An 18,767-nucleotide genomic window follows, 5' to 3' on the forward strand; every position below is an offset into this window, starting at 1 on the left:
GCGGAGGCTGTTCGGGGGGCCGGAGCTGATCGGGGGCGGCTGAGGCTGGTTGGGCTGCTCGGGGTGGGTCGGCTGGGCTGGGCTCTTGGGGGGGGCGGCCGGAGGTGGGGGTGGGGTGGGGTGGGTGGGCGAGGGGGGTGGGGGGGGAGGGGGAGACCCCCCCCACCCCCGCCCCCTCAAAGCGCCCCGTGGAACGTCCGGTTGATGACGTCCAGCTGCTGTTCGCGGGTGAGGCGGACGAAGTTGACGGCGTAGCCGGAGACCCGGATGGTCAGCTGGGGGTAGTTCTCCGGGTGCCGCATGGCGTCTTCCAGGGTGGCCTTGTCGAGGACGTTGACGTTCATGTGGAAGCCGTCGCTGGCCATGAAGCCGTCGAGGACGCCGGACAGGTTGTCGATGCGCTCCTGCGGGGTGCGGCCGAGCGCGTCGGGGGTGATGGTGTTGGTGAGCGAGATGCCGTCCTCGGCGTCGTCGTAGGGCAGCTTGGCGACGGACAGGGCGGAGGCGATGTAGCCGTGCTCGTCGCGGCCGTTCATAGGGTTGGCGCCGGGCGCGAACGGGGTGCCCGCGCGGCGGCCGTCGGGGGTGTTGCCGGTCTTCTTGCCGTAGACGACGTTGGAGGTGATGGTCAGCACGGACTGGGTGTGGACGGCGTCGCGGTAGGTGGGGTGCTTGCGCACCTTCTCCATGAAGTCGTGCACGATCCGGGTGGCCAGTTCGTCGGCGCGGTCGTCGTTGTTGCCGTACGCCGGGTAGTCGCCCTCGATCTCGTAGTCCACGGCCAGTCCGGTCTCGTCGCGGACCACCTTGACCTTGGCGTGCTTGATGGCGGACAGCGAGTCGGCGGCGACCGAGAGCCCCGCGATGCCGCAGGCCATGGTGCGCAGGATCTGCTGGTCGTGGAGCGCCATCTCGATGCGCTCGTAGGCGTACTTGTCGTGCATGTAGTGGATGACGTTGAGTGCGTGGACGTACGTCTTGGCCAGCCAGTCCAGCATCGCGTCGTACTGGGCGGCGACGCTCTCGTAGTCGAGGTACTCGCCCTCGATGGGCGTGAAGCCCTCGACGACGAGCTTGCCGCTCTTCTCGTCTCGGCCGCCGTTGATGGCGTAGAGCAGGGCCTTGGCGACGTTGACGCGGGCGCCGAAGAACTGCATCTGCTTGCCGGTGGCCATGGCCGAGACGCAGCAGGCGATGGCGGTGTCGTCGCCGTACTTGGGGCGCATCAGCTCGTCGGACTCGAACTGGATGGCCGAGGTGTCGATGGCGACCTTGGCGGCGAAGTCCTTGAATCCGGCGGGGAGTCGGCGGGACCAGAAGACGGTCAGGTTCGGCTCGGGCGCGGGGCCGAGGTTGTAGAGGGTCTGGAGGGCGCGGAAGGTCGTGCGGGAGACGAGGGGGCGCCCGTCCTCGCCGATTCCGGCCATGGACCAGGTGACCCAGGTGGGGTCGCCGGAGTACAGCTCGTTGTATTCGGGGGTGCGCAGGAAGCGGACGATGCGGAGCTTGATGACGAAGTCGTCGATGAACTCCTGGGCCTGCTCCTCGGTGAGGCGTCCGGCCTCGATGTCGCGCTGGAGGTAGATGTCGAGGAAGTTGTCGATGCGGCCGATCGACATGGCCGCGCCGTTCTGCTCCTTCACGGCGGCGAGGTAGGCGAAGTACAGCCACTGGACGGCTTCGCGGCCGGTGGTGGCGGGCCCGGAGATGTCGTAGCCGTAGGAGAGCGCCATGGCCTTGAGTTCGTTCAGGGCCTTGATCTGCTCGGAGATCTCTTCGCGGTCGCGGATGACCGTCTCGGTGGCCCAGGCCTCGCCGAGGCGCGCCTTGTCGGCCTCCTTGGCCTGGATGAGGCGGTCGACGCCGTAGAGGGCGACGCGCCGGTAGTCGCCGATGATGCGGCCGCGTCCGTAGGCGTCGGGGAGGCCGGTGATGATGCCGGAGGAGCGGCAGGCGCGGATCTCGGGGGTATACGCGTCGAAGACGCCTTCGTTGTGGGTCTTGCGGAGATGGGTGTAGACCTCGCGCACCTCGGGGTCGGCTTCGTAGCCGTAGGCGTTGAGGGCGCCTTCGACCATGCGCCAGCCGCCGTTGGGCATGATGGCGCGCTTGAGCGGGGCGTCGGTCTGGAGGCCGACGATGAGGTCGCTGTGGTCGGCGGCGGTGCCGTCGATGTAGCCGGGCCGGAAGGCGTCGATGCGGGACGGGGTCTTCACGTCCACGTCGTGGATGCCCTGCTCGATCTCCTGCGGGAACATCGACAGGAGCTTGTTCCACACGGCGGTGGTGCGCTGGGTGGGGCCGGCGAGGAAGTCGGCGTCGCCCTCGTACGGCGTGTAGTTCTGCTGGACGAAGTCGCGGACGTCGATGGCGTCGCGCCACAGTCCGCCCTTGAAGCCGTCCCAGGCTCCGCCGTTCTTCGTTGCCTCTGCAGGAGTCGCGGTCATGGCAGACACCCTTCCGAATCACCGTTGGCGTGGCACTTGGGCCGTGGAGCCGGGGCTCTCTGGCCTGTTTCCATTCCACTCCTTTTGATCGATCAGAGGGCTCGGCATAGGTCACCAGAATCGGGCCAGAAGTCCTGCCCTCCCCTCCCCCTCTCGCTTGACACCCACACTGACCTGCAATTTTCTCCAGGACCTTGGGCCCTAGTTCGCTTGTGAATGCATTCACAAGAATTTCCCTTTCCCGGGCCAGGTCTCCGATTCCAGGCACCGAAAGGGCCCGCGCAGCCGGTTCGATCCGGCGCGCGGGCCCTTTTCCCGGAACGCATCCGGTCTAGCTCGGGGCCTCCGCCGACTTGCGGGCGTAGAACCACCAGGCGACCACGATGCAGCTGACGTAGAAGGCCACGAAGCCCCACATCGCGCTGGTCACCGCGAAGTTGGCGAACATCGCCGGGATGAAGAAGAAGCCGTACGCGGCGATCGCGGAGGTGAAGCCGGTGACCGCGCCCGCCTCCATCTCGGCCTGCTTGAGCGCCTTGGCGTACTCCGGCGTGCCCTCGGTCAGCCCCTTCAGGTGCTGGTTGCGGAAGATCACCGGGATCTGCCGGAAGGTGGAGCCGTTGCCGACGCCGGAGAAGAAGAACGCGGCCAGGAAGCAGCCGAAGAAGCCGTAGAAGTTGCCCGAACCGCCGCCCACCGGAAGGAAGTTGATGACTCCGATGATGGCGAGGGCCATGCCGACGAACGAGATGATGGTGACCTTCGCCCCGCCGAGCTTGTCCGCGATCCAGCCGCCGGCCCAGCGGGCCAGCGCGCCGAGCGCCGGGCCCATCCAGGCGTAGGTGGCCACCGAGTAGGCGGGGAAGGTCGTCTTGATGAGCAGCGGAAGGGCGGCGGCGAAGCCGATGAAGGAGCCGAAGGTGCCGACGTACAGCCAGGTCATCAGCCAGTTGTGCTTGCGGCGGAAGATCACCTTCTGCTTGCTGAACGGGGTGGAGGCCACCTTCAGGTCGTTCTGGCCGAACCAGGCGATCAGCGCGAGGACGATGAGGACCGGGACCCACAGGAACGCGGCGTTCTGAAGGTAGACCGGGGTGCCGTCCTTCTTGTGCTGGGCGGTGCCGATCGCGATGGTCGAGAAGGTGATCACGATCGGGGTGAGCAGCTGGACGACGGAGACGCCGAGGTTGCCGAGCCCGCCGTTGATGCCGGTGGCGTTGCCCTTCTCCTTCTTCGGGAAGAAGAAACCGATGTTGGCGAGCGAGGAGGCGAAGTTGGCGCCGCCGATGCCGCACAGCGCCGCGATGATCACCATGACGCCGTACGGGGTCGAGGTGTCCTGGATGGCGATGCCGAGCCAGATCAGCGGCACGATCAGCACGACCGTCGACAGCGCGGTGAAGCGGCGCTGGCCGATCATCGGGCCGAGGAAGGTGTAGAAGACGCGGGCCGTGCCGCCGGTCAGGCCCGGGATGGCGGTGAGCCAGAACAGCTGCGAGGTGGAGAAGGAGAAGCCGACGTCCTTGAGGTTCGTCGCGGTGACGGACCACACCTGCCAGACCACGAAGGCGACGAGCAGGGCGGGGACGGCGATCCACAGGTTCCGGGTGGCGACCTTGCGGCCGACCGAGCGCCAGAAGACCTCGTTCTCCGGCTCCCATGCCGTGATGGTGCGGCCGGGCCGGTAGTCCTCGGGGTCGTACGAGACGGTGGCGTCGGGGCCTGCCGGGGGCCGGGTGGACGGCTGGAGCGCGGAACTCATGGTGCTTCCCAGGGGGTTGAGACGAGTCCTGACATATCCACGTTGCGCCTCCGGCCGGGGTGGAGGTGAGAGGCGAATGCCACGACTCCGGGCTGCCGTTGGTCCCGGTGGAGCCGCCGTAGGGCCTGCGGCGGGCCCGCAAGAGGGGGGCCTAGAAGCGGGTGGCGGGGAGGTCGGCGAGGTCGACGACGGGGAGGCTGACGTCCGGGTCGTCGAGGCACTGGCCGGTGCGCAGGTCGAAGTCCTGCTTGTGCAGGGGCGAGGTGACCACGGGGACGCCGTCGCGGCTGCCCATGATGCCGCCCGCGATGACGTCGGCGCCGGAGAACGGGTCGCGGTTGGAGACCGCGTACACCTCTCCCGTACGGGACCTGAACAGGGCTGCCTCGCCGCCGCCGGGGAGCCGGGCGGGGCGGCCGCGGCCGGGCTCCAGGTCGTCGAGGGCGCCGAAGTCGACGTGCCCGAAGCGATCGAGGGCGGCCGGGTCGGCGAGGACGGCCTGCCATTCGTCCTGGTAGGCGGCGACGTGGCGGTCCATCTGCGCTTCGAGCTCGGCGCAGATCCCGAGGGAGTCTTCGAGGAGCACGTCCTTCAGATGCTCCAGGCCCCCGTCGATGCGCTCGATCCAGGCGGCGGTGCGCTCCAGGCGTTCGGCGGTGCGCACGTAGTACATGAGGAAGCGGTCGACGGTGCGGAAGAGCTCGGCCGTCGAGAGGTCGCGGGCGAGCAGGTCGGCGTGGCGGGGCCGGGCGCCGCCGTTGCCGCAGACGTACAGGTTCCAGCCGCCCGCCGTCGCGATGACGCCGATGTCCTTGCCGCGCGCCTCGGCGCATTCGCGCAGGCAGCCCGAGACGCCGCCCTTGAACTTGTGCGGGGTGCGCAGGCCCCGGTAGCGGGTCTCCAGGTCGATGGCGAGCTGGATGGAGTCGCCCTGGCCGAAGCGGCAGAACCGGGCGCCCACACAGGACTTGACGGCCCGCAGCGACTTTCCGTACGCCTGCCCGGACTCGAAGCCCGCCGTGCCGAGGCGGCGCCAGATGTCGGGGAGCTGGTCGGCGCGGGCACCGAACAGGCCGATCCGCTGGGCGCCGGTGATCTTGGTGTAGAGGCCGTAGTCGCGGGCGACCTCGCCGAGCACGATGACCTGGTCGGGCGTGACCTCGCCGCCGGGGACGCGCGGGATGACGGAGTAGGTGCCGTCCTTCTGAAGGTTGGCGAGGAAGAGGTCGTTGGAGTCCTGGAGGCCGGCCTGCTCGCCGTCGAGGACGTGCCCGATGCCGAGCTCGGGGGCGAGCGTGCCGAGCACGTTGGCGACGACGGGCTTGCAGACCGCGCAGCCCTCACCGCCGAGCCCATGACGGTCCATCAACTCGCTGAAGGAGCGGATGCGTTGGTCCTTGACGATGCCGTAGATCTCGGACCGGGACAGGGCGAAGTGCTCGCAGATCCCCCGCGCCTTGGTCACGCCCGACGCGGCGAGTCCGGCGTCGAGGACGGACTGGAGGGCGCCGACGCAGCCGCCGCAGCCGGTGCCGGCCTTGGTGTGGCGCTTGACGCCGCCGAGGTCGGTGAGCCCGTGCTCGGCGACGGCGGAGCGCACCTGGCCCGTGGTGACGTTGTGGCAGGAGCAGATGACGGCGTCGTCCGGCAGCGCGTCGGCGCCGGGCACGTCCCCGCCCGCCGGAGCGATGAACGCCTCCGCCGGGGCAGGCAGTTGGCGTCCGGTGTGCGGCATGAGGGAGCCGTAGGCTTCGGCGTCGCCGACCAGGATGCCGCCGAGGAGGCGCCCGTCGGGACCGAGGAGCAGCTTCTTGTAGACGCCCTCGCGCCCGTCGGAGAAGAGCACCTCGACGGCGCCGCTCTCGGAGGTGGCGAAGGGATCGCCGAAGGAGGCGACGTCGGCGCCCATCAGCTTCAGTTTGGTGGAGGTGTCGGCGCCGGTGAAGGTGAGCGCGCCGTCGCCCGCGAGCCGCTCGGCGACGGTCTCGGCCATCTGGTAGCCGGGGGCGACCAGGCCGTAGACCCGGCCGTCGACGGTCTGGGCGCACTCGCCGATGGCGTAGATGTACGGGTCGGTGGTGCGGCAGTACGCGTCCACGGCCACGCCGCCCCGGTCGCCGACGGCGAGCCCGCAGGTCCGGGCGAGCCGGTCGCGGGGGCGCACTCCGGCGGAGAAGACCACGACCTCGGCGTCGATGCGGCGGCCGTCGCCGAGCCGGAGTCCGCACACCCGGCCCGTGTCGTCGAGCTCGACCTCGTGGGCCCCGACGCCGGTGTGCACGTCCACGCCCATGGACTCGATGGTGGTGCGCAGGGCGGCCGCGCCGCCGTCGTCGACCTGGAGCGGCATGAGGCGCGGCGCGAACTCGACGACGTGGGTCCGCAGCCCGAGCGTGCGCAGCGCCCCCGCCGCCTCCAGGCCGAGCAGCCCGCCTCCGACGACGACGCCGCTGCGGGCGCCCTCGCGGACGTACGCGGTGAGCTGTTCGACGTCGTAGAGGGTGCGGTAGGTGAAGCAGCCGGTGGCGTCAGCGCCGGGGACGGGCGGCACGAAGGGGTAGGAGCCGGTGGCGAGGACGAGGGTGTCGTACGGGACGACGGCGCCGGAGGTGGTGGTGACGGTGCGGGCCGCCGGGTCGACGGTTTCGGCGGGGTCGCCGAGCCGCAGGTCGATGCCGTGCTCCTGGAGGAACGCGGCGTCCGTGAGCGCGAGTTGCTCGGGCGTGGCCCCGGTGAAGGCGGACGAGAGGTGGACGCGGTCGTAGGCGGGGACGTCCTCCTCGGCGAGCACGGTGACGTGCCAGCCGGGGGCGCCCGGCCGGGCGAGGGCGCCGCGTTCGGCGAGGGCCTCCAGGAGGCGGTGGCCGACCATGCCGTGGCCGATCAGCACGAGGTTCTGCGCGGGCTGCGACATGACTTCGCTCCGGGGCTGGGGGGTGTGCCCCTTCGACGCTAGACCGGCCGAGCCCGCCGCAGCCGCCGTGAAAGCCCTGTCCACCAGGGCCTTGCGGCCCCCGGGGCCGGGCACTTGGGCCCGGCCCCGGGTCCCGGCTAGGCCGGGGGGTTGAGCTTGCGGAAGTAGGTCCAGCTGGTCTCGTTCGGCTCGCTCCACTTCTCGGGAGCCTGCGCGAACTCGGGATGGTGGTCCGCTATGTAGGCGCGGGTGCGCTCGGGAACCTCGGCGTACGAGCCGAGCTTGCGGCCCCGGCAGTGGTAGGTGAGCCCGCCGGGCCGCTGCCCGCGCGCCATCCAGGGAAGCCACGGGGACATCCGGGTCCACGACATGCTGGCCGGGACACCGGCCGCCGGGCCCGCCAGATCGGCGCGGTCGGCGAAGAACTGGAAGAGTTCCAGGGCCTTGTACGTGTCGCCCGCCGAGTGCAGCGGATACTCGGCCACCGGGAGCGGCGACGGGTAGGCGAGCGGGATCTCCAGGCTGAAGCAGACCTGCCCGCCCAGCTCGGTCGTCGGGATCGGGAAGGGGCGCCACTTCTGGTTGGCGGGGTCGTTCCAGATGTGCACCACGGGCAGGTCCTGCCAGGTCTCCAGGATCTCGCGGGTGCCGGGGTCCAGATAGAAGGCGGCCTCACGGGTGAGCAGCTGATAGGCGTCGGGCCCGGCCTCCTCGTCCCGCACGAGACGGGCGACGTTGACGCCCTCGAACCCGAAGAGACGCTGGTAGGGCTCGTCGGGGGCCCAGGAGTACACGTCCCCGGACCACCAGTAGGTGACCTCCTCCCCGTCGAGGGAGGCACGGGTACGGGCGAAGTCGCGGAGCAGTGCGGCGGGTGTGGTCATGAACACCACTCTGCGGGTCGGGGCCCCGGCGGAAAACCCCGCCCCGCACCCAACCCCGGGGAACTTGGCGCCCCCGAACCCCGCTTTCGGCCGGGCTCCCTGCGTGGCTGCGCGTGTCGTGCGCCTGGCGGCCCGTCCCTTTCGCCCGCCCACCGTGCGTGGCTGGTCGCGCAGTTCCCCGCGCCCCTGTCAGTACTGGTGCGGGCCAGTGTTGGCATCTTTAGCCCGTCCGGCGATTGAGGACGAGCGCCGTTCAGGCGCGAACGGGGGGTCTGGGGGCGGAGCCCCCAGAAGCACCTTCACCCCCGGAGGGTCTGGGGAAGGGGCGGGGTGGGGAAGGCTCAGGGCGTCGGGGTCTCCGGGCGGCGACGGTTCAGCGTCCAGCCGACCGCGACGGTCAGGGCCGCCACACCCCCGGCGAGCGGCACCGCCCCCCGCCCCGCGAACGTACACCCCAGAATCACCAACGCCGAGACCGGCAGGGTCAGTTGCTGCGCGGGCCCCCGCTTGAAGTGCCGCGAATGCAGCAGCCACACCGTCAGCATGAACAGCGCCGCCGGAACCGTCACGGCCGCCGCGGCCGCCGCCGTCGAGATGTGGGCCTTGCCGACCGTCTGCTCGATCGCCACCTCCATGCCCGCCCCGATCGCCGCCGCCGAGGCGAGCACCACGTAGTGGCCGTAGCCCCACACGAAACCCTGCCGGTTGGAGGTGAGGTGGTCGTGGATGGGGACCGCGAAGTAGATCCACCAGGCGGCGAACACGATGAGCAGCCCGCCCGCCGCCAGCGGCAGCAGGTCGCCGAGTTCGTCGTGCTCGTCGAGGGCCTCCTGTACGGCGATGGTGGCGGCCGACACCGTCTCGCCGAGCACGATGAGCGTGAACAGGCCGTACCGCTCGGCGATGTGGTGCGGATGCCAGGTGGTGGTGTGGCGGTGTTCGGCGATCATCGGCACGGACAGTTCGGCGAGGGCGAGCAGGGGGAAGGCCCAGGTGCGGACGGAGTCGGGCACGAAGAGCATGCCGACCCAGCCGAGCTGGCACACCACGAGTCCGGCCGCGTACCGCAGGCACACCTGGCGTTCGTCCGGGTTCTCGGAGCTCACCGCCGCCCGCAGCCACTGGCTGGTCAGCGCGAGCCGCATCACGATGTAGCCGATGACGCTGATCGTGAAGTCCCCGTCGTCGAACGCGCGCGGCACTCCCGCGGCGAGGATCAGCACGCCGGTGATCTGGACGAGGGTCACGACCCGGTACAGGGCGTCGTCGGTGTCGTACGCCGAGGCGAACCACGTGAAGTTCATCCACGCCCACCAGATGGCGAAGAACACCGCCGCGTATCCGGCGAGGCCCGCGCCCACGTGGCCCTCCGCGAGGGCGTGGACCAGCCGGGCGCCCGCCTGGGCGACGGCGACGACGAAACAGAGGTCGAAGAACAGCTCCAGCGGGGTCGAGGCGCGGTGCGCCTCGTGGCGGCTGCGTGCGGTCATGCGTGGCATGCGCACAGCACATCAGACCGGCCGGTGGGCTAAGCCGCCAACACTTCAGGGCGTATGGATTCGTACCGGTTCAGCACAAGGTGCGCGAGGAGGGGGTGGTCGGCGATCGGCGCGGACACGGCGTGCACGCCGGGGGTCGCCTCCAGCGCGCGGGTGAAGCGGCCGGGCGCGAGCAGGTGGGTGGCGATGGTGATCCGCCGGAACCCGGCGGCGCGGAGGTGCGCGACCCGTTCCGGGACGGTGGGGGACGCTGCGGCGCAGTACGCGTCGAGTACGGGGATGTCGGGGTGGGCGGCGCTCAACTCCCGTGCCACGGCTCGGGTTCCGTCGTTTCCGTGCGGCCGGGTCGATCCGGCGCCCGCCACGACGATCGCGTCCCCGGGGCCACCGGCCGCGAGCAGCCGCTCGTGCACGGCGCGGGCCACGTCCGGCTCGCCCGCGAGCCCGTCGGTGACGGTGCAGTGGTGGCGGCGGGCGACGGAGGGGATGTCGACGCGGCGGTGGTAGCCGTCGCCCAGGAGCAGGGGGACGACGATGGCGCCGGGGTTCCTGGCGAGGACGTCGGCGAGGGTCGGGCGCTGGACGTCCAGGTGTGCCACGAGGGTGGGGAGCGGCAGCGTCCTCACGAGGCGGGCGATCCTCTCGCCCGCCTCGGGGGCGGAGCTGCCGTGCACGGCGAGCACCAGCATCGTGGCCTCCCGGGGTGGGGGTGGGTGCCGGGGTGGTGTCGTGGCACCCCGGCGTCCCTCACGCTAACCCGGTGCAACCGGCCCTGGGCCCCGCCAAAGTCCCCTGACGGGGGGCCATTGGACTCCCCCCGCCGGGGGAGGGTGCTCCCGGGGGCTCCGCCCCCAGACCCCCGTTCGCGCCTGAACGGCGCTCGTCCTCAAACTCCCCCAAGGCCTTAAGGGCCAGGGGGGACCCCCATGACAGGCTAAAGATGCCAGCACTGGCCCGCACCAGTACTGCCAGGGGCGCGGGGAACTGCGCGAGAAGCGAGCACGGTCCGCAGAGGCCCTGGGGCTCCGCCCCAGACCCCGTATCGCGCCTAAACGGCGCTCGTCCTCAATCGCCGGACGGGCTGGGTATGCCTGCATGGGCACCCCGCCAAGCACGACCCCGCCAGGGGGCGCGGGGAACTGCGCGACGAGCCACGCGCGGCCCGCAGGCCGAACGGCTCCGAGGGCCGGGGCCCCGCGGCCAAAGCCCAACCCCCGCCCCCCACCCCCGTGGTAGGGATGGACGCTATGAATGACTCCCTCACCGACGTGACCGGCTTCCGGGTCGGCCACGCCGCCGTTGCCGGACCCGGCGCCCTGAGCGGCACCACCGTCGTGCTCGCTCCGCCCGGCGGCGCCGTCGCGGGTGTCGCGGTGCGCGGGGGCGGCCCCGGCACCCGGGAGACCGACGCCCTCGACCCGAAGAACGTCGTCGAGCGGATCGACGCGGTCGTGCTGACCGGCGGCAGCGCGTACGGGCTCGACGCGGCGAGCGGTGTGATGGCCTGGCTGGAGGAGCAGGGGCGCGGCGTGCGGGTGGGGCCCGAGCCGCACCACGTGGTGCCGGTGGTGCCCGCGGCCTGCGTGTTCGACCTGGGCCGCGGCGGCGACTGGCGGGCCAGGCCGGACGCCTCGGTGGGCCGGGCCGCGGCCGAGGCGGCCGGGGCCGCCGGGGTCGAGGTCGCGGAGGGGAACGTGGGGGCCGGGACCGGCGCGGTGGTCGGCGGCGTGAAGGGCGGGGTCGGCACGGCGAGCGTCCGGCTCGCGTCGGGGGTGACGGTGGCCGCCCTGGCCGTCGTCAACGCCGCCGGGTCCGCCATCGACCCGCACAATGGCGTGCTGTACGGCGAGTACGGGACGGCCGACCCGCTCCACGTCCCCTCCCCCGAAACCCACTTGGCGGCAGCCGCGAGGCTCGCCGAGGCCCGCGCGGGGGCCGGGCTTCCGCCGCTCAACACGACCCTCGCCGTGGTGGCGACCGACGCCCGGCTCACCCGGCCGCAGGCGCAGAAGCTCGCCGGGACCTCGCACGACGGCCTGGCCCGCGCCATCCGGCCCGTCCACCTGATGCACGACGGGGACGCGGTGTTCGCCCTGGCCACCGGAACCCACCAGTCCGGTACGCCCGGCGCCCTGACGCCCGAGGAGTTCAACTTCGTTCTCGCCGCCGGGGCGGACGTGGTCGCGCGGGCCATCGTGCGCGGCATGCGGGCCGCGGTGAGCGTCGAGGGACCGGGGGGAAGTTTCCCCGCTTACGGGGATTTGTACGGCAGTTGAGAGCCGCGAACCCCCTGTTTGTGACCGGCGTCACAGCCCGCTCTCGCAACCGTTGACCCATTTGGGTTCTCTATGCCCGTACTGGATTCATTTCGCAGTACATCACGCAGACATGGAGCAGCCCGTGACACCGCCGGCGTCGGACAACGCAGCGCAGCCTCAGCAGTTCAGCACCCCGCGCCCCGCGCGTCCGTTCGCCCGGCGTCGTGTCCGGCTGATCGCGGGAGCGGCGGGCCTCCTGGTCGGCGCGCTCGCGCTGACCGCCTGCGGCGGCGACGCGAAGGCGAGCGACGACGCCAAGGACGGCAAGGGCACCGACGCCGCGGCCGCCAAGGACGCCTCCACGCTGAAGATCACCATCTCGGCGAAGGACGGCTCCACCAACGCCTCCATCAACGACGTCACCGTCAAGGCCGAGGGCGGCAAGCTGTCCGACGTGACGATGACCGAGGTGCAGGGCGGCAAGGCCGTGCCCGGCCAGCTCGCCGCGGACGGGCTCTCCTGGAAGCCGACCGGCAAGGTCGAGCGCGGCACCCAGTACAAGATCACCGCCAACGGCAAGGACGACAAGGGCCGGCCCGCGACGGAGAACTCGCAGTTCTCCACCGTCTCGGCCAAGGACAGCTTCATCGCCAACTACACCCCCGACGACGGCTCCACGGTCGGCGTCGGCATGCCGGTGTCCTTCAACTTCAACAAGGCGATCACCAACAAGAAGGACGTCCTCTCGCACATCACGGTGACCAGCAGCAGCGGCCAGCAGGTCGTCGGCCACTGGTTCGGCTCGGACCGCCTCGACTTCCGTCCCCAGGACTACTGGAAGGCCGGGTCCAAGGTCACCATGAAGATCGACCTGGACAAGGTGGAGGGCTCGAAGGGCATCTACGGCGTGCAGTCGAAGGAGGTCACCTTCACCATCGGCCGCAACCAGGTCTCCACCGTGGACGTGAAGACGCAGGAGATGACCGTCCAGCAGGACGGCAAGACCATCAAGACGATCCCGGTCTCCACCGGCAGCTCCGAACACCCCACCTACAACGGGCAGATGGTGATCTCGGAGAAGTTCACGCAGACCCGCATGAACGGCGACAGCGTGGGCTTCGGCGGCGAGTACGACATCAAGGACGTGCCGCACGCGATGCGCCTGTCCCAGTCGGGCACCTTCATCCACGGCAACTACTGGTACAAGGGCGACCCGTTCGGCAACGACGGCACCAGCCACGGCTGCGTCGGCATGAAGGACGTCCAGGGCGCCGCGGGGGACACTCCGGCCAAGTGGATGTTCGACCACAGCCTGATCGGTGACGTCGTCGTGGTGAAGGGCTCGCCGGACAAGACCATCGCCCCCGAGAACGGCCTCAACGGCTGGAACATGGCGTGGTCGCAGTGGACGGCGGACTCCACCTCCTGACCAACTCCCCTTCATCCAGGGCTACTTGACCGGCCGGCACCTCCTCCGTGGGGTGCCGGCCGGAAAAGTTTCGGCCATCCCCGCTGCGCGATCCGCACACAGGGGCTACGTTGAGCACCTTCTACGTGACCAACAGCGACGGCCAGGAGAAGCCTTGGTGCTCCATGTGCCCCACCCGCTCGACGGCGAGCGCGGCCCCGGCGAGGACTCGGTCCAGGAACAGCTGGCCGCCCTCCTGGGGCGGGCCCTGAACTCCTTCGACCTGCCCGACGAGCTCGTCGAGCGCCTCGATCTCGCGATGGCGCACACCACGTCCCTGCACTCCTCGCTGCACACCTCGGCGGCGGGCCCCGGCGGCCCCCGCCTGAGCCGCGAGACGTACCGGCACTCCTATCTGCTCCTGGACGGCTCCACGGTCACCCTGTGGGAGCTGGCCCACCACGACGGCCGCGAGTACGCCTACGAGGTGTACGGGTCCGAGGAGGACGCCCGCATCGCCGCCGTCCGGCTGCGCCGCAAGGCCCTGCCGACGGAGCCGGCACCCGGCCCCGAGGAGGAACTGGGCGTGCTGGAAGCCGAGTTGAGCGGATACGGGGGCGGCGCCTGGGATCCGCTCCAGGACTTCGACGACTGCTGGGAGGCCGGGCTCGGCCCGGACGTCCTGGCGGAGCACCGCGCCGCCCCGCCCGCCCCGGTCCCGTACGCACCCGAGGACGCGGCGGACCACGCGCGGCGGCTGCTGCGCCGCGCCGAGAACCCGGACCGGCCGGACAAGCGCACCGCGCTGCGGCTGCGGTCCGCGCATGCCCACCGGATCACCCAGGCGTTCGGCAGCCACTGCCGCCCGGCGGGCCGGGACGCCGCGTTCACCCTGTACGAGCACGCTTTCCGGCTGCGCGACGGCGGCGAGGTGAGTCTGTGGGAGGTCGAGCACACGGCGACTCCGGACGGGCGCCACATGTGCGAGGTGTACGCGACGGAGCAGGCGGCCCGGGCCGCCATGGAGCGCCGGGCACGCGTGAGTTGAGGGCCGCGGCAGGCGCGGCCCCCCGGGAGACGTGCGGTCGGCTCAGGGCACGTACACGCCGACGAGGCGCGTCAGGAACTGCGCGGATCGAGCTGGCGCATCAGCCCGGCGAAGGCGTCCCGCTCGGCCTCGGTGAGCGCCACGGCCTCCCGGGCGGGCGGCCCCGCCTGGCGGCCCACCGCCCGCAGGGGGCGCATGGCGCGCCACTCGGCGCGGTCGGCACGCTCCCGGCGCAGGACGCGGACCAGTCCGACGACCCAGGCGACACTCGCCGCAGCGAGGACGGAGAGGCCTATCTGCTGAATGATCGTGATGTTCTGAGCCACGCGCCCCAGTAGACAACACCGGCCGGGACTTACGGCAGGGTGTGCCGGGACTTTGGTCCCCAAGTGGTACATGTCACGTCATGGCGCCCGAAGACGCCCGGCCCCCGGGGCGGGGGCCGGGCGTATCGGCCGGAATCGCTCAGGCGGCGACGGCCACCTTCGCCCCGTCGAGGTTCTCGGCGCTCGCCTCGGCCTCGGGCCGCTGCTTGCGCAGGCCCTTGAGGAGGACGACCAGCGCCGCGCTCACGGCGGTGCCCGCCGCGATGGCCAGCAGGTACAGGAAGGCGTTGCCGATCAGCGGGACCACGAAGATCCCGCCGTGCGGCGCCCGCAGGGTGCAGCCGAAGGCCATCGACAGAGCGCCGGTGACCGCGCCGCCCGCCATCGCGGAGGGGATGACCCGCAGCGGGTCGGCCGCGGCGAACGGGATCGCGCCCTCGGTGACGAACGAGGCCCCGAGCACCCAGGCCGCCTTGCCGTTCTCGCGCTCGGCACGGGTGAACAGGCGGCCCCGTACGGTCGTGGCCAGGGCCATCGCCAGCGGCGGGACCATGCCCGCGGCCATCACGGCCGCCATCACCTTGAAGCTGCCGTCGCTCCCGTCGGCGAGCCCGCCGATCGCGAAGGTGTAGGCCACCTTGTTGAGCGGGCCTCCCAGGTCGAAGCACATCATCAGGCCCAGGATCACCCCGAGGACGATCACGTTGGCGCCGGAGAGGCCGTTGAGCCAACTGGTCAGCGCAGACTGGAGCTTGGAGATCGGCTCGCCGACGACCAGGAACATCAGGAAGCCGACGACCGCCGAGGAGATCAGCGGGATCACCACCACCGGCATGATGCCGCGCAGCGGTGCCGGGATCCGCACCTTCTGGATCGCCATGACCACGGCGCCCGCGATCAGGCCCGCCGCGAGACCGCCGAGGAAGCCCGCCTTGATGTCGAGGGCGATCGCGCCGCCGACGAACCCGGGCACCAGCCCCGGCCGGTCGGCCATCCCGTACGCGATGTAGCCCGCGAGGACCGGGACGAGGAACTTGAAGGCGACGCCGCCGATCTGGAAGAGCAGGGCGGCCCAGCTGGTGGCGTCGGCCCAGGCGAAGTGCTCCATCACGGAGGGCGCCTCGCTGACCTTGTAGCCGCCGATGGCGAAGCCGAGCGCGATGAGCAGACCGCCCGCGGCGACGAACGGGACCATGTAACTGACGCCGGACATCAGCCACTTGCGGAGCTTGGTGCCGTAGCCCTCGCCCGCCTCACCGCCCGCCTCGACGGGGGACGGCTTGGCGCCCGGCTCGGTGATCTCGCCGCGGGCGGCCTTGTCGCGCACCTCGGCGATCAGCTCGGCGGGCCGGTTGACGCCCGCCTTCACGCCGACGTCCACGGTGGGCTTCCCGGCGAAGCGCTCCTTGTCGCGTACGGGCACGTCGTGCGCGAGGATCACGCCGTCGGCGGCGGCGATGACGGCCGGGTCCAGGCGGGTGAACCCGGAGGAGCCCTGCGTCTCGACGGTGATCTCGACGCCCTCGGCGCGTCCGGCCCGCTCCAGGGACTCCGCCGCCATGTAGGTGTGGGCGATGCCGGTGGGGCAGGAGGTGACCGCCACGATCCGGAACGTCCCGGCCGCGGGGTCGGAGGCGGGCTCCTCGGTGACGGGCTCCGGCTCCTCCGCCTCCTCGCCGCGGATCAGCGCGGCCGCTTGCGCGGGGGTGGCCGCGGCCCGCAGCGCGGCGGTGAACTCGGCGTCCATCAGCTGCCGGGCCAGGCTCGACAGGATGGACAGGTGGGCGTCGTCCGCGCCCGCCGGGGCCGCGATGAGGAAGATCAGGTCGGCCGGGCCGTCCGGCGCCCCGAAGTCGATCCCGGCGGCGCTGCGCCCGAACGCCAGGGTCGGCTCGGTGACGTGGGCGCTGCGGCAGTGCGGGATGCCGATGCCGCCGTCGAGCCCGGTCGGCATCTGGGCCTCGCGCGCGGCCACGTCGGCGAGGAAGCCGTCGAGGTCGGTGACGAGGCCGAGCGCGACCATCCGCTCGGCGAGCGAACGGGCGGCGGCTTCCTTGGAGTCGGCGGCCAGGTCGAGTTCGAGGTCGACCAGTTCCGCGCTGATCATCTGGCTCATCGCGGGCTCCTTTGCGAGCGGTGAGGGGCGGACGGGGCGGGACTCATGACGCCGGTTGCGCCCGGGGACGGTCCAGCGGCGGGGCGGGGGCTCATGACGCCGATTCCGTCAGCGGACGGTCCAGCGGCGGGACGGGAGCTCATGACGCCGATTCCGTCAGCGGACGGTCCAGCGGCGGGACGGGAGCTCATGACGCCGGTTCCGTCAGGAGGCGGTCCAGCGGCGGGACGGGGACTCATGACGCCGATTCCGTCAGCGGACGGTCCAGCGGCGGGACGGGGACTCATGACGCCGATTCCGTCAGCAGGCGGTCCAGCGGCGGGACGGGGACTCATGACGCCGATTCCGTCAGCGGACGGTCCAGCGGCGGGACGGGAGCTCATGACGCCGATTCCGTCAGGGGGCGGTCCAGCGGGACGGCGTCGGTGACGGTGACGGCTGCCGGGTCGAGGTCGCCGGGCGTGGGCATCACGCTGCCGGGCAGTTGGACGGCGGCCGCTCCGTGCGCGACGGCGGCGGCGAGCGCCGCCGGGCCTTCGCCGCCCGCCGCGAGGAACCCGGCGAGCGAGGCGTCCCCGGCCCCGACGTTGCTGCGTACGGTCGCGACGGGCGCCGAGGCGAAGTACGTCCCGGAGGCGGTGACCAGGAGCTGCCCGTCCGCGCCGAGGCTGGCCAGCACGGCGCCCGCCCCCAACTCCCGTACTTCTTCGGCCGCCTTGACGGCGTCGCCGACGGTGGCGAGGGGGCGGCCGACGGCCTGGGCGAGCTCTTCGGCGTTGGGCTTGACCACGTCGGGGCGCTCGCGCAGCGCGGCGAGGAGGGAGGGCCCCGAGGTGTCGAGGGCGACCTTGGCCCCGGCGGCATGGGCGCGCGCGACGAGGTCCGCGTACCACTGGGGGGCGAGGCCGCGCGGCAGGCTGCCGCAGCAGGCGATCCAGTCGGCCCGGCCGGAGTGCTCGCGCACGGTGCCGAGCAGCGATTCGCTCTCGGCGGCGGTCAGTTCGGGCCCCGGCGCGTTGATCTTCGTCAGGGTGCCGTCCGGCTCGGCGACCGCGATGTTGGACCGGGTGTGGCCCGCGACGGGGACGGGGGCCACCTCGATGCCCTCGGCTCCGAGCAGTTCGGCGACCAGGGCGCCGGGTGCGCCGCCGAGCGGCATGACGGCCACCGTGTGGTGTCCGGCGGCGGCGACGGCGCGCGAGACGTTGACGCCCTTGCCGCCGGGGTCCACGCGCTCGCCGGTCGCGCGCAGCACCTCGCCCCGGGCGAGGCCGGGGACCTCGTAGGTGCGGTCGAGGCTGGGGTTGGGGGTGACGGTGAGGATGTTCATACGGTGATCACGTCCGTGCCCGCGGCCTCGATGGCGGCGCGGTCGTCGGGGGCGAGCCCGCCGTCGGTGACGAGGACGTCGACGTCGGCCATGTCACCGAAGCGGGCGAAGTGCTCCTGGCCGTGCTTGGCGGAGTCGGCGAGCAGCACCACCCGCCGGGCGGCGCCGATCGCGGCGCGCTTGACGGCGGCCTCGGCGAGGTCGGGGGTGGTGAGGCCGTGGGCGGCGGAGAAGCCGTTGGTGCCGAGGAAGACGACGTCGGCGCGGATCTCGCCGTAGGCGCGCAGCGCCCAGGCGTCCACGGCGGCCCGGGTGCGGTGCCGGACCCGGCCGCCCACGAGGTGGAGGTCGATGGCGGGGTGGTCGGCGAGCCGGGCGGCGACGGGCAAGGCGTGCGTGACGAGGGTCAGCCCGCTCTCCAGGGGGAGGACCGCGGCGAGCCGGGCGATGGTCGACCCGGCGTCCAGGATGGCGCTGCCCTCGGCGGGCAGTTCGGCGAGCGCGGCCCGGGCGATGCGGTCCTTCTCGTCGGCGGCGGTGGACTCCCGCTCGGCGAGGTCGGGCTCGAAGTCGAGCCGCCCGGCCGGGATGGCCCCGCCGTGCACGCGACGCACGAGCCCCGCCCGGTCGAGCGCCTTGAGATCGCGCCGTACGGTCTCGGCGGTGACCTGGAAGGCCTCGGCGAGCGAGAGCACGTCCACCCGCCCGCTCTCCCGCGCGATCCGCAGGATCTCCTGCTGCCGCTCCGGTGCATACATGTCTGTTTACGTCCGTT

The 18,767-nt window shown here is 71.9% G+C and carries 13 protein-coding genes; 3 read left to right on the forward strand and 10 right to left on the reverse strand.

The features are described 5' to 3' along the window. Positions 1-176 precede the first annotated feature (176 nt). The 6 genes from pflB to AC07F3_RS29995 form a co-directional block, all read right to left on the reverse strand. Complete coding sequence (pflB, locus tag AC07F3_RS29970) at positions 177-2,447, reverse strand: formate C-acetyltransferase (RefSeq protein ID WP_479117539.1); 2,271 nt, start codon at positions 2,445-2,447, stop codon at positions 177-179. A gap of 331 nt (positions 2,448-2,778) precedes the next feature. Next, positions 2,779-4,209 carry an MFS transporter gene (locus AC07F3_RS29975; RefSeq protein ID WP_479117540.1) on the reverse strand — a complete coding sequence of 477 codons (1,431 nt, stop codon included), beginning with the start codon at positions 4,207-4,209 and terminating at the stop codon, positions 2,779-2,781. Positions 4,210-4,360: 151 nt separating this feature from the next. Next, positions 4,361-7,123, reverse strand: coding sequence for a nitrite reductase large subunit NirB (gene nirB / locus AC07F3_RS29980; protein ID WP_479117541.1), 2,763 nt, complete (start codon positions 7,121-7,123; stop codon positions 4,361-4,363). A gap of 137 nt (positions 7,124-7,260) precedes the next feature. Next, a complete protein-coding gene (locus tag AC07F3_RS29985; RefSeq protein ID WP_479117542.1) occupies positions 7,261-8,007 on the reverse strand; it encodes a DUF1838 family protein in 747 nt (248 codons plus the stop codon). 341 nt (positions 8,008-8,348) lie between these two features. Next, complete coding sequence (locus AC07F3_RS29990) at positions 8,349-9,497, reverse strand: low temperature requirement protein A (protein ID WP_479117543.1); 1,149 nt, start codon at positions 9,495-9,497, stop codon at positions 8,349-8,351. Positions 9,498-9,535: 38 nt separating this feature from the next. Then, entirely contained in the window at positions 9,536-10,195 is a 660-nt protein-coding gene (locus AC07F3_RS29995; RefSeq protein ID WP_479117544.1) for a sirohydrochlorin chelatase, read from the reverse strand. A 558-nt stretch (positions 10,196-10,753) separates the two neighbouring features. Here AC07F3_RS29995 and AC07F3_RS30000 point away from each other — a divergent pair. The 3 genes from AC07F3_RS30000 (at position 10,754) to AC07F3_RS30010 (ending at position 14,220) form a co-directional block, all read left to right on the forward strand. Next, positions 10,754-11,782, forward strand: a complete 1,029-nt coding sequence (locus AC07F3_RS30000) for a P1 family peptidase (protein WP_479117545.1) — start codon at positions 10,754-10,756, stop codon at positions 11,780-11,782. 112 nt (positions 11,783-11,894) lie between these two features. After that, on the forward strand, positions 11,895-13,193 hold the full coding sequence (locus AC07F3_RS30005; protein ID WP_479117546.1) for a L,D-transpeptidase: 1,299 nt from the start codon (positions 11,895-11,897) through the stop codon (positions 13,191-13,193). Between the two features lie 166 nt (positions 13,194-13,359). Next, positions 13,360-14,220 carry a DUF6227 family protein gene (locus AC07F3_RS30010; RefSeq protein ID WP_479117641.1) on the forward strand — a complete coding sequence of 287 codons (861 nt, stop codon included), beginning with the start codon at positions 13,360-13,362 and terminating at the stop codon, positions 14,218-14,220. Between the two features lie 71 nt (positions 14,221-14,291). Here the strand turns inward: AC07F3_RS30010 and AC07F3_RS30015 are convergent, their stop codons facing one another. The 4 genes from AC07F3_RS30015 to AC07F3_RS30030 all read right to left on the reverse strand — a co-directional run bounded on the left by AC07F3_RS30015 (position 14,292) and on the right by AC07F3_RS30030 (position 18,750). Then, the gene (locus tag AC07F3_RS30015) at positions 14,292-14,546 is read right to left on the reverse strand and encodes a hypothetical protein (RefSeq protein WP_479117547.1); all 255 of its coding nucleotides are present in this window, start codon (positions 14,544-14,546) and stop codon (positions 14,292-14,294) included. A gap of 139 nt (positions 14,547-14,685) precedes the next feature. Then, the gene (locus tag AC07F3_RS30020; RefSeq protein WP_479117548.1) at positions 14,686-16,662 is read right to left on the reverse strand and encodes a PTS fructose transporter subunit IIABC; all 1,977 of its coding nucleotides are present in this window, start codon (positions 16,660-16,662) and stop codon (positions 14,686-14,688) included. A 379-nt stretch (positions 16,663-17,041) separates the two neighbouring features. Then, on the reverse strand, positions 17,042-17,992 hold the full coding sequence (gene pfkB / locus AC07F3_RS30025; RefSeq protein WP_479117549.1) for a 1-phosphofructokinase: 951 nt from the start codon (positions 17,990-17,992) through the stop codon (positions 17,042-17,044). Further along, a complete protein-coding gene (locus AC07F3_RS30030) occupies positions 17,989-18,750 on the reverse strand; it encodes a DeoR/GlpR family DNA-binding transcription regulator (RefSeq protein WP_479117550.1) in 762 nt (253 codons plus the stop codon). Before AC07F3_RS30030 ends, pfkB begins: the two co-directional genes overlap by 4 nt. Positions 18,751-18,767 lie beyond the last annotated feature (17 nt).

The sequence above is a fragment of the Streptomyces sp. NPDC045846 genome, assembly GCF_056431605.1.

Excerpts from the sequence above, each read along its gene's own strand:
- AC07F3_RS29995 (WP_479117544.1), bottom strand. The coding sequence starts at position 10,195 with ATGCTGGTGCTCGCCGTGCACGGCAGCTCCGCCCCCGAGGCGGGCGAG.
- AC07F3_RS29990 (WP_479117543.1), bottom strand. The coding sequence starts at position 9,497 with ATGACCGCACGCAGCCGCCACGAGGCGCACCGCGCCTCGACCCCGCTG.
- AC07F3_RS30020 (WP_479117548.1), bottom strand. The coding sequence starts at position 16,662 with ATGAGCCAGATGATCAGCGCGGAACTGGTCGACCTCGAACTCGACCTG.
- pfkB (WP_479117549.1), bottom strand. The coding sequence starts at position 17,992 with ATGAACATCCTCACCGTCACCCCCAACCCCAGCCTCGACCGCACCTAC.
- AC07F3_RS29975 (WP_479117540.1), bottom strand. The coding sequence starts at position 4,209 with ATGAGTTCCGCGCTCCAGCCGTCCACCCGGCCCCCGGCAGGCCCCGAC.
- AC07F3_RS30005 (WP_479117546.1), top strand. The coding sequence starts at position 11,895 with ATGGAGCAGCCCGTGACACCGCCGGCGTCGGACAACGCAGCGCAGCCT.
- AC07F3_RS30000 (WP_479117545.1), top strand. The coding sequence starts at position 10,754 with ATGAATGACTCCCTCACCGACGTGACCGGCTTCCGGGTCGGCCACGCC.
- AC07F3_RS29985 (WP_479117542.1), bottom strand. The coding sequence starts at position 8,007 with ATGACCACACCCGCCGCACTGCTCCGCGACTTCGCCCGTACCCGTGCC.
- AC07F3_RS30030 (WP_479117550.1), bottom strand. The coding sequence starts at position 18,750 with ATGTATGCACCGGAGCGGCAGCAGGAGATCCTGCGGATCGCGCGGGAG.
- pflB (WP_479117539.1), bottom strand. The coding sequence starts at position 2,447 with ATGACCGCGACTCCTGCAGAGGCAACGAAGAACGGCGGAGCCTGGGAC.
- nirB (WP_479117541.1), bottom strand. The coding sequence starts at position 7,123 with ATGTCGCAGCCCGCGCAGAACCTCGTGCTGATCGGCCACGGCATGGTC.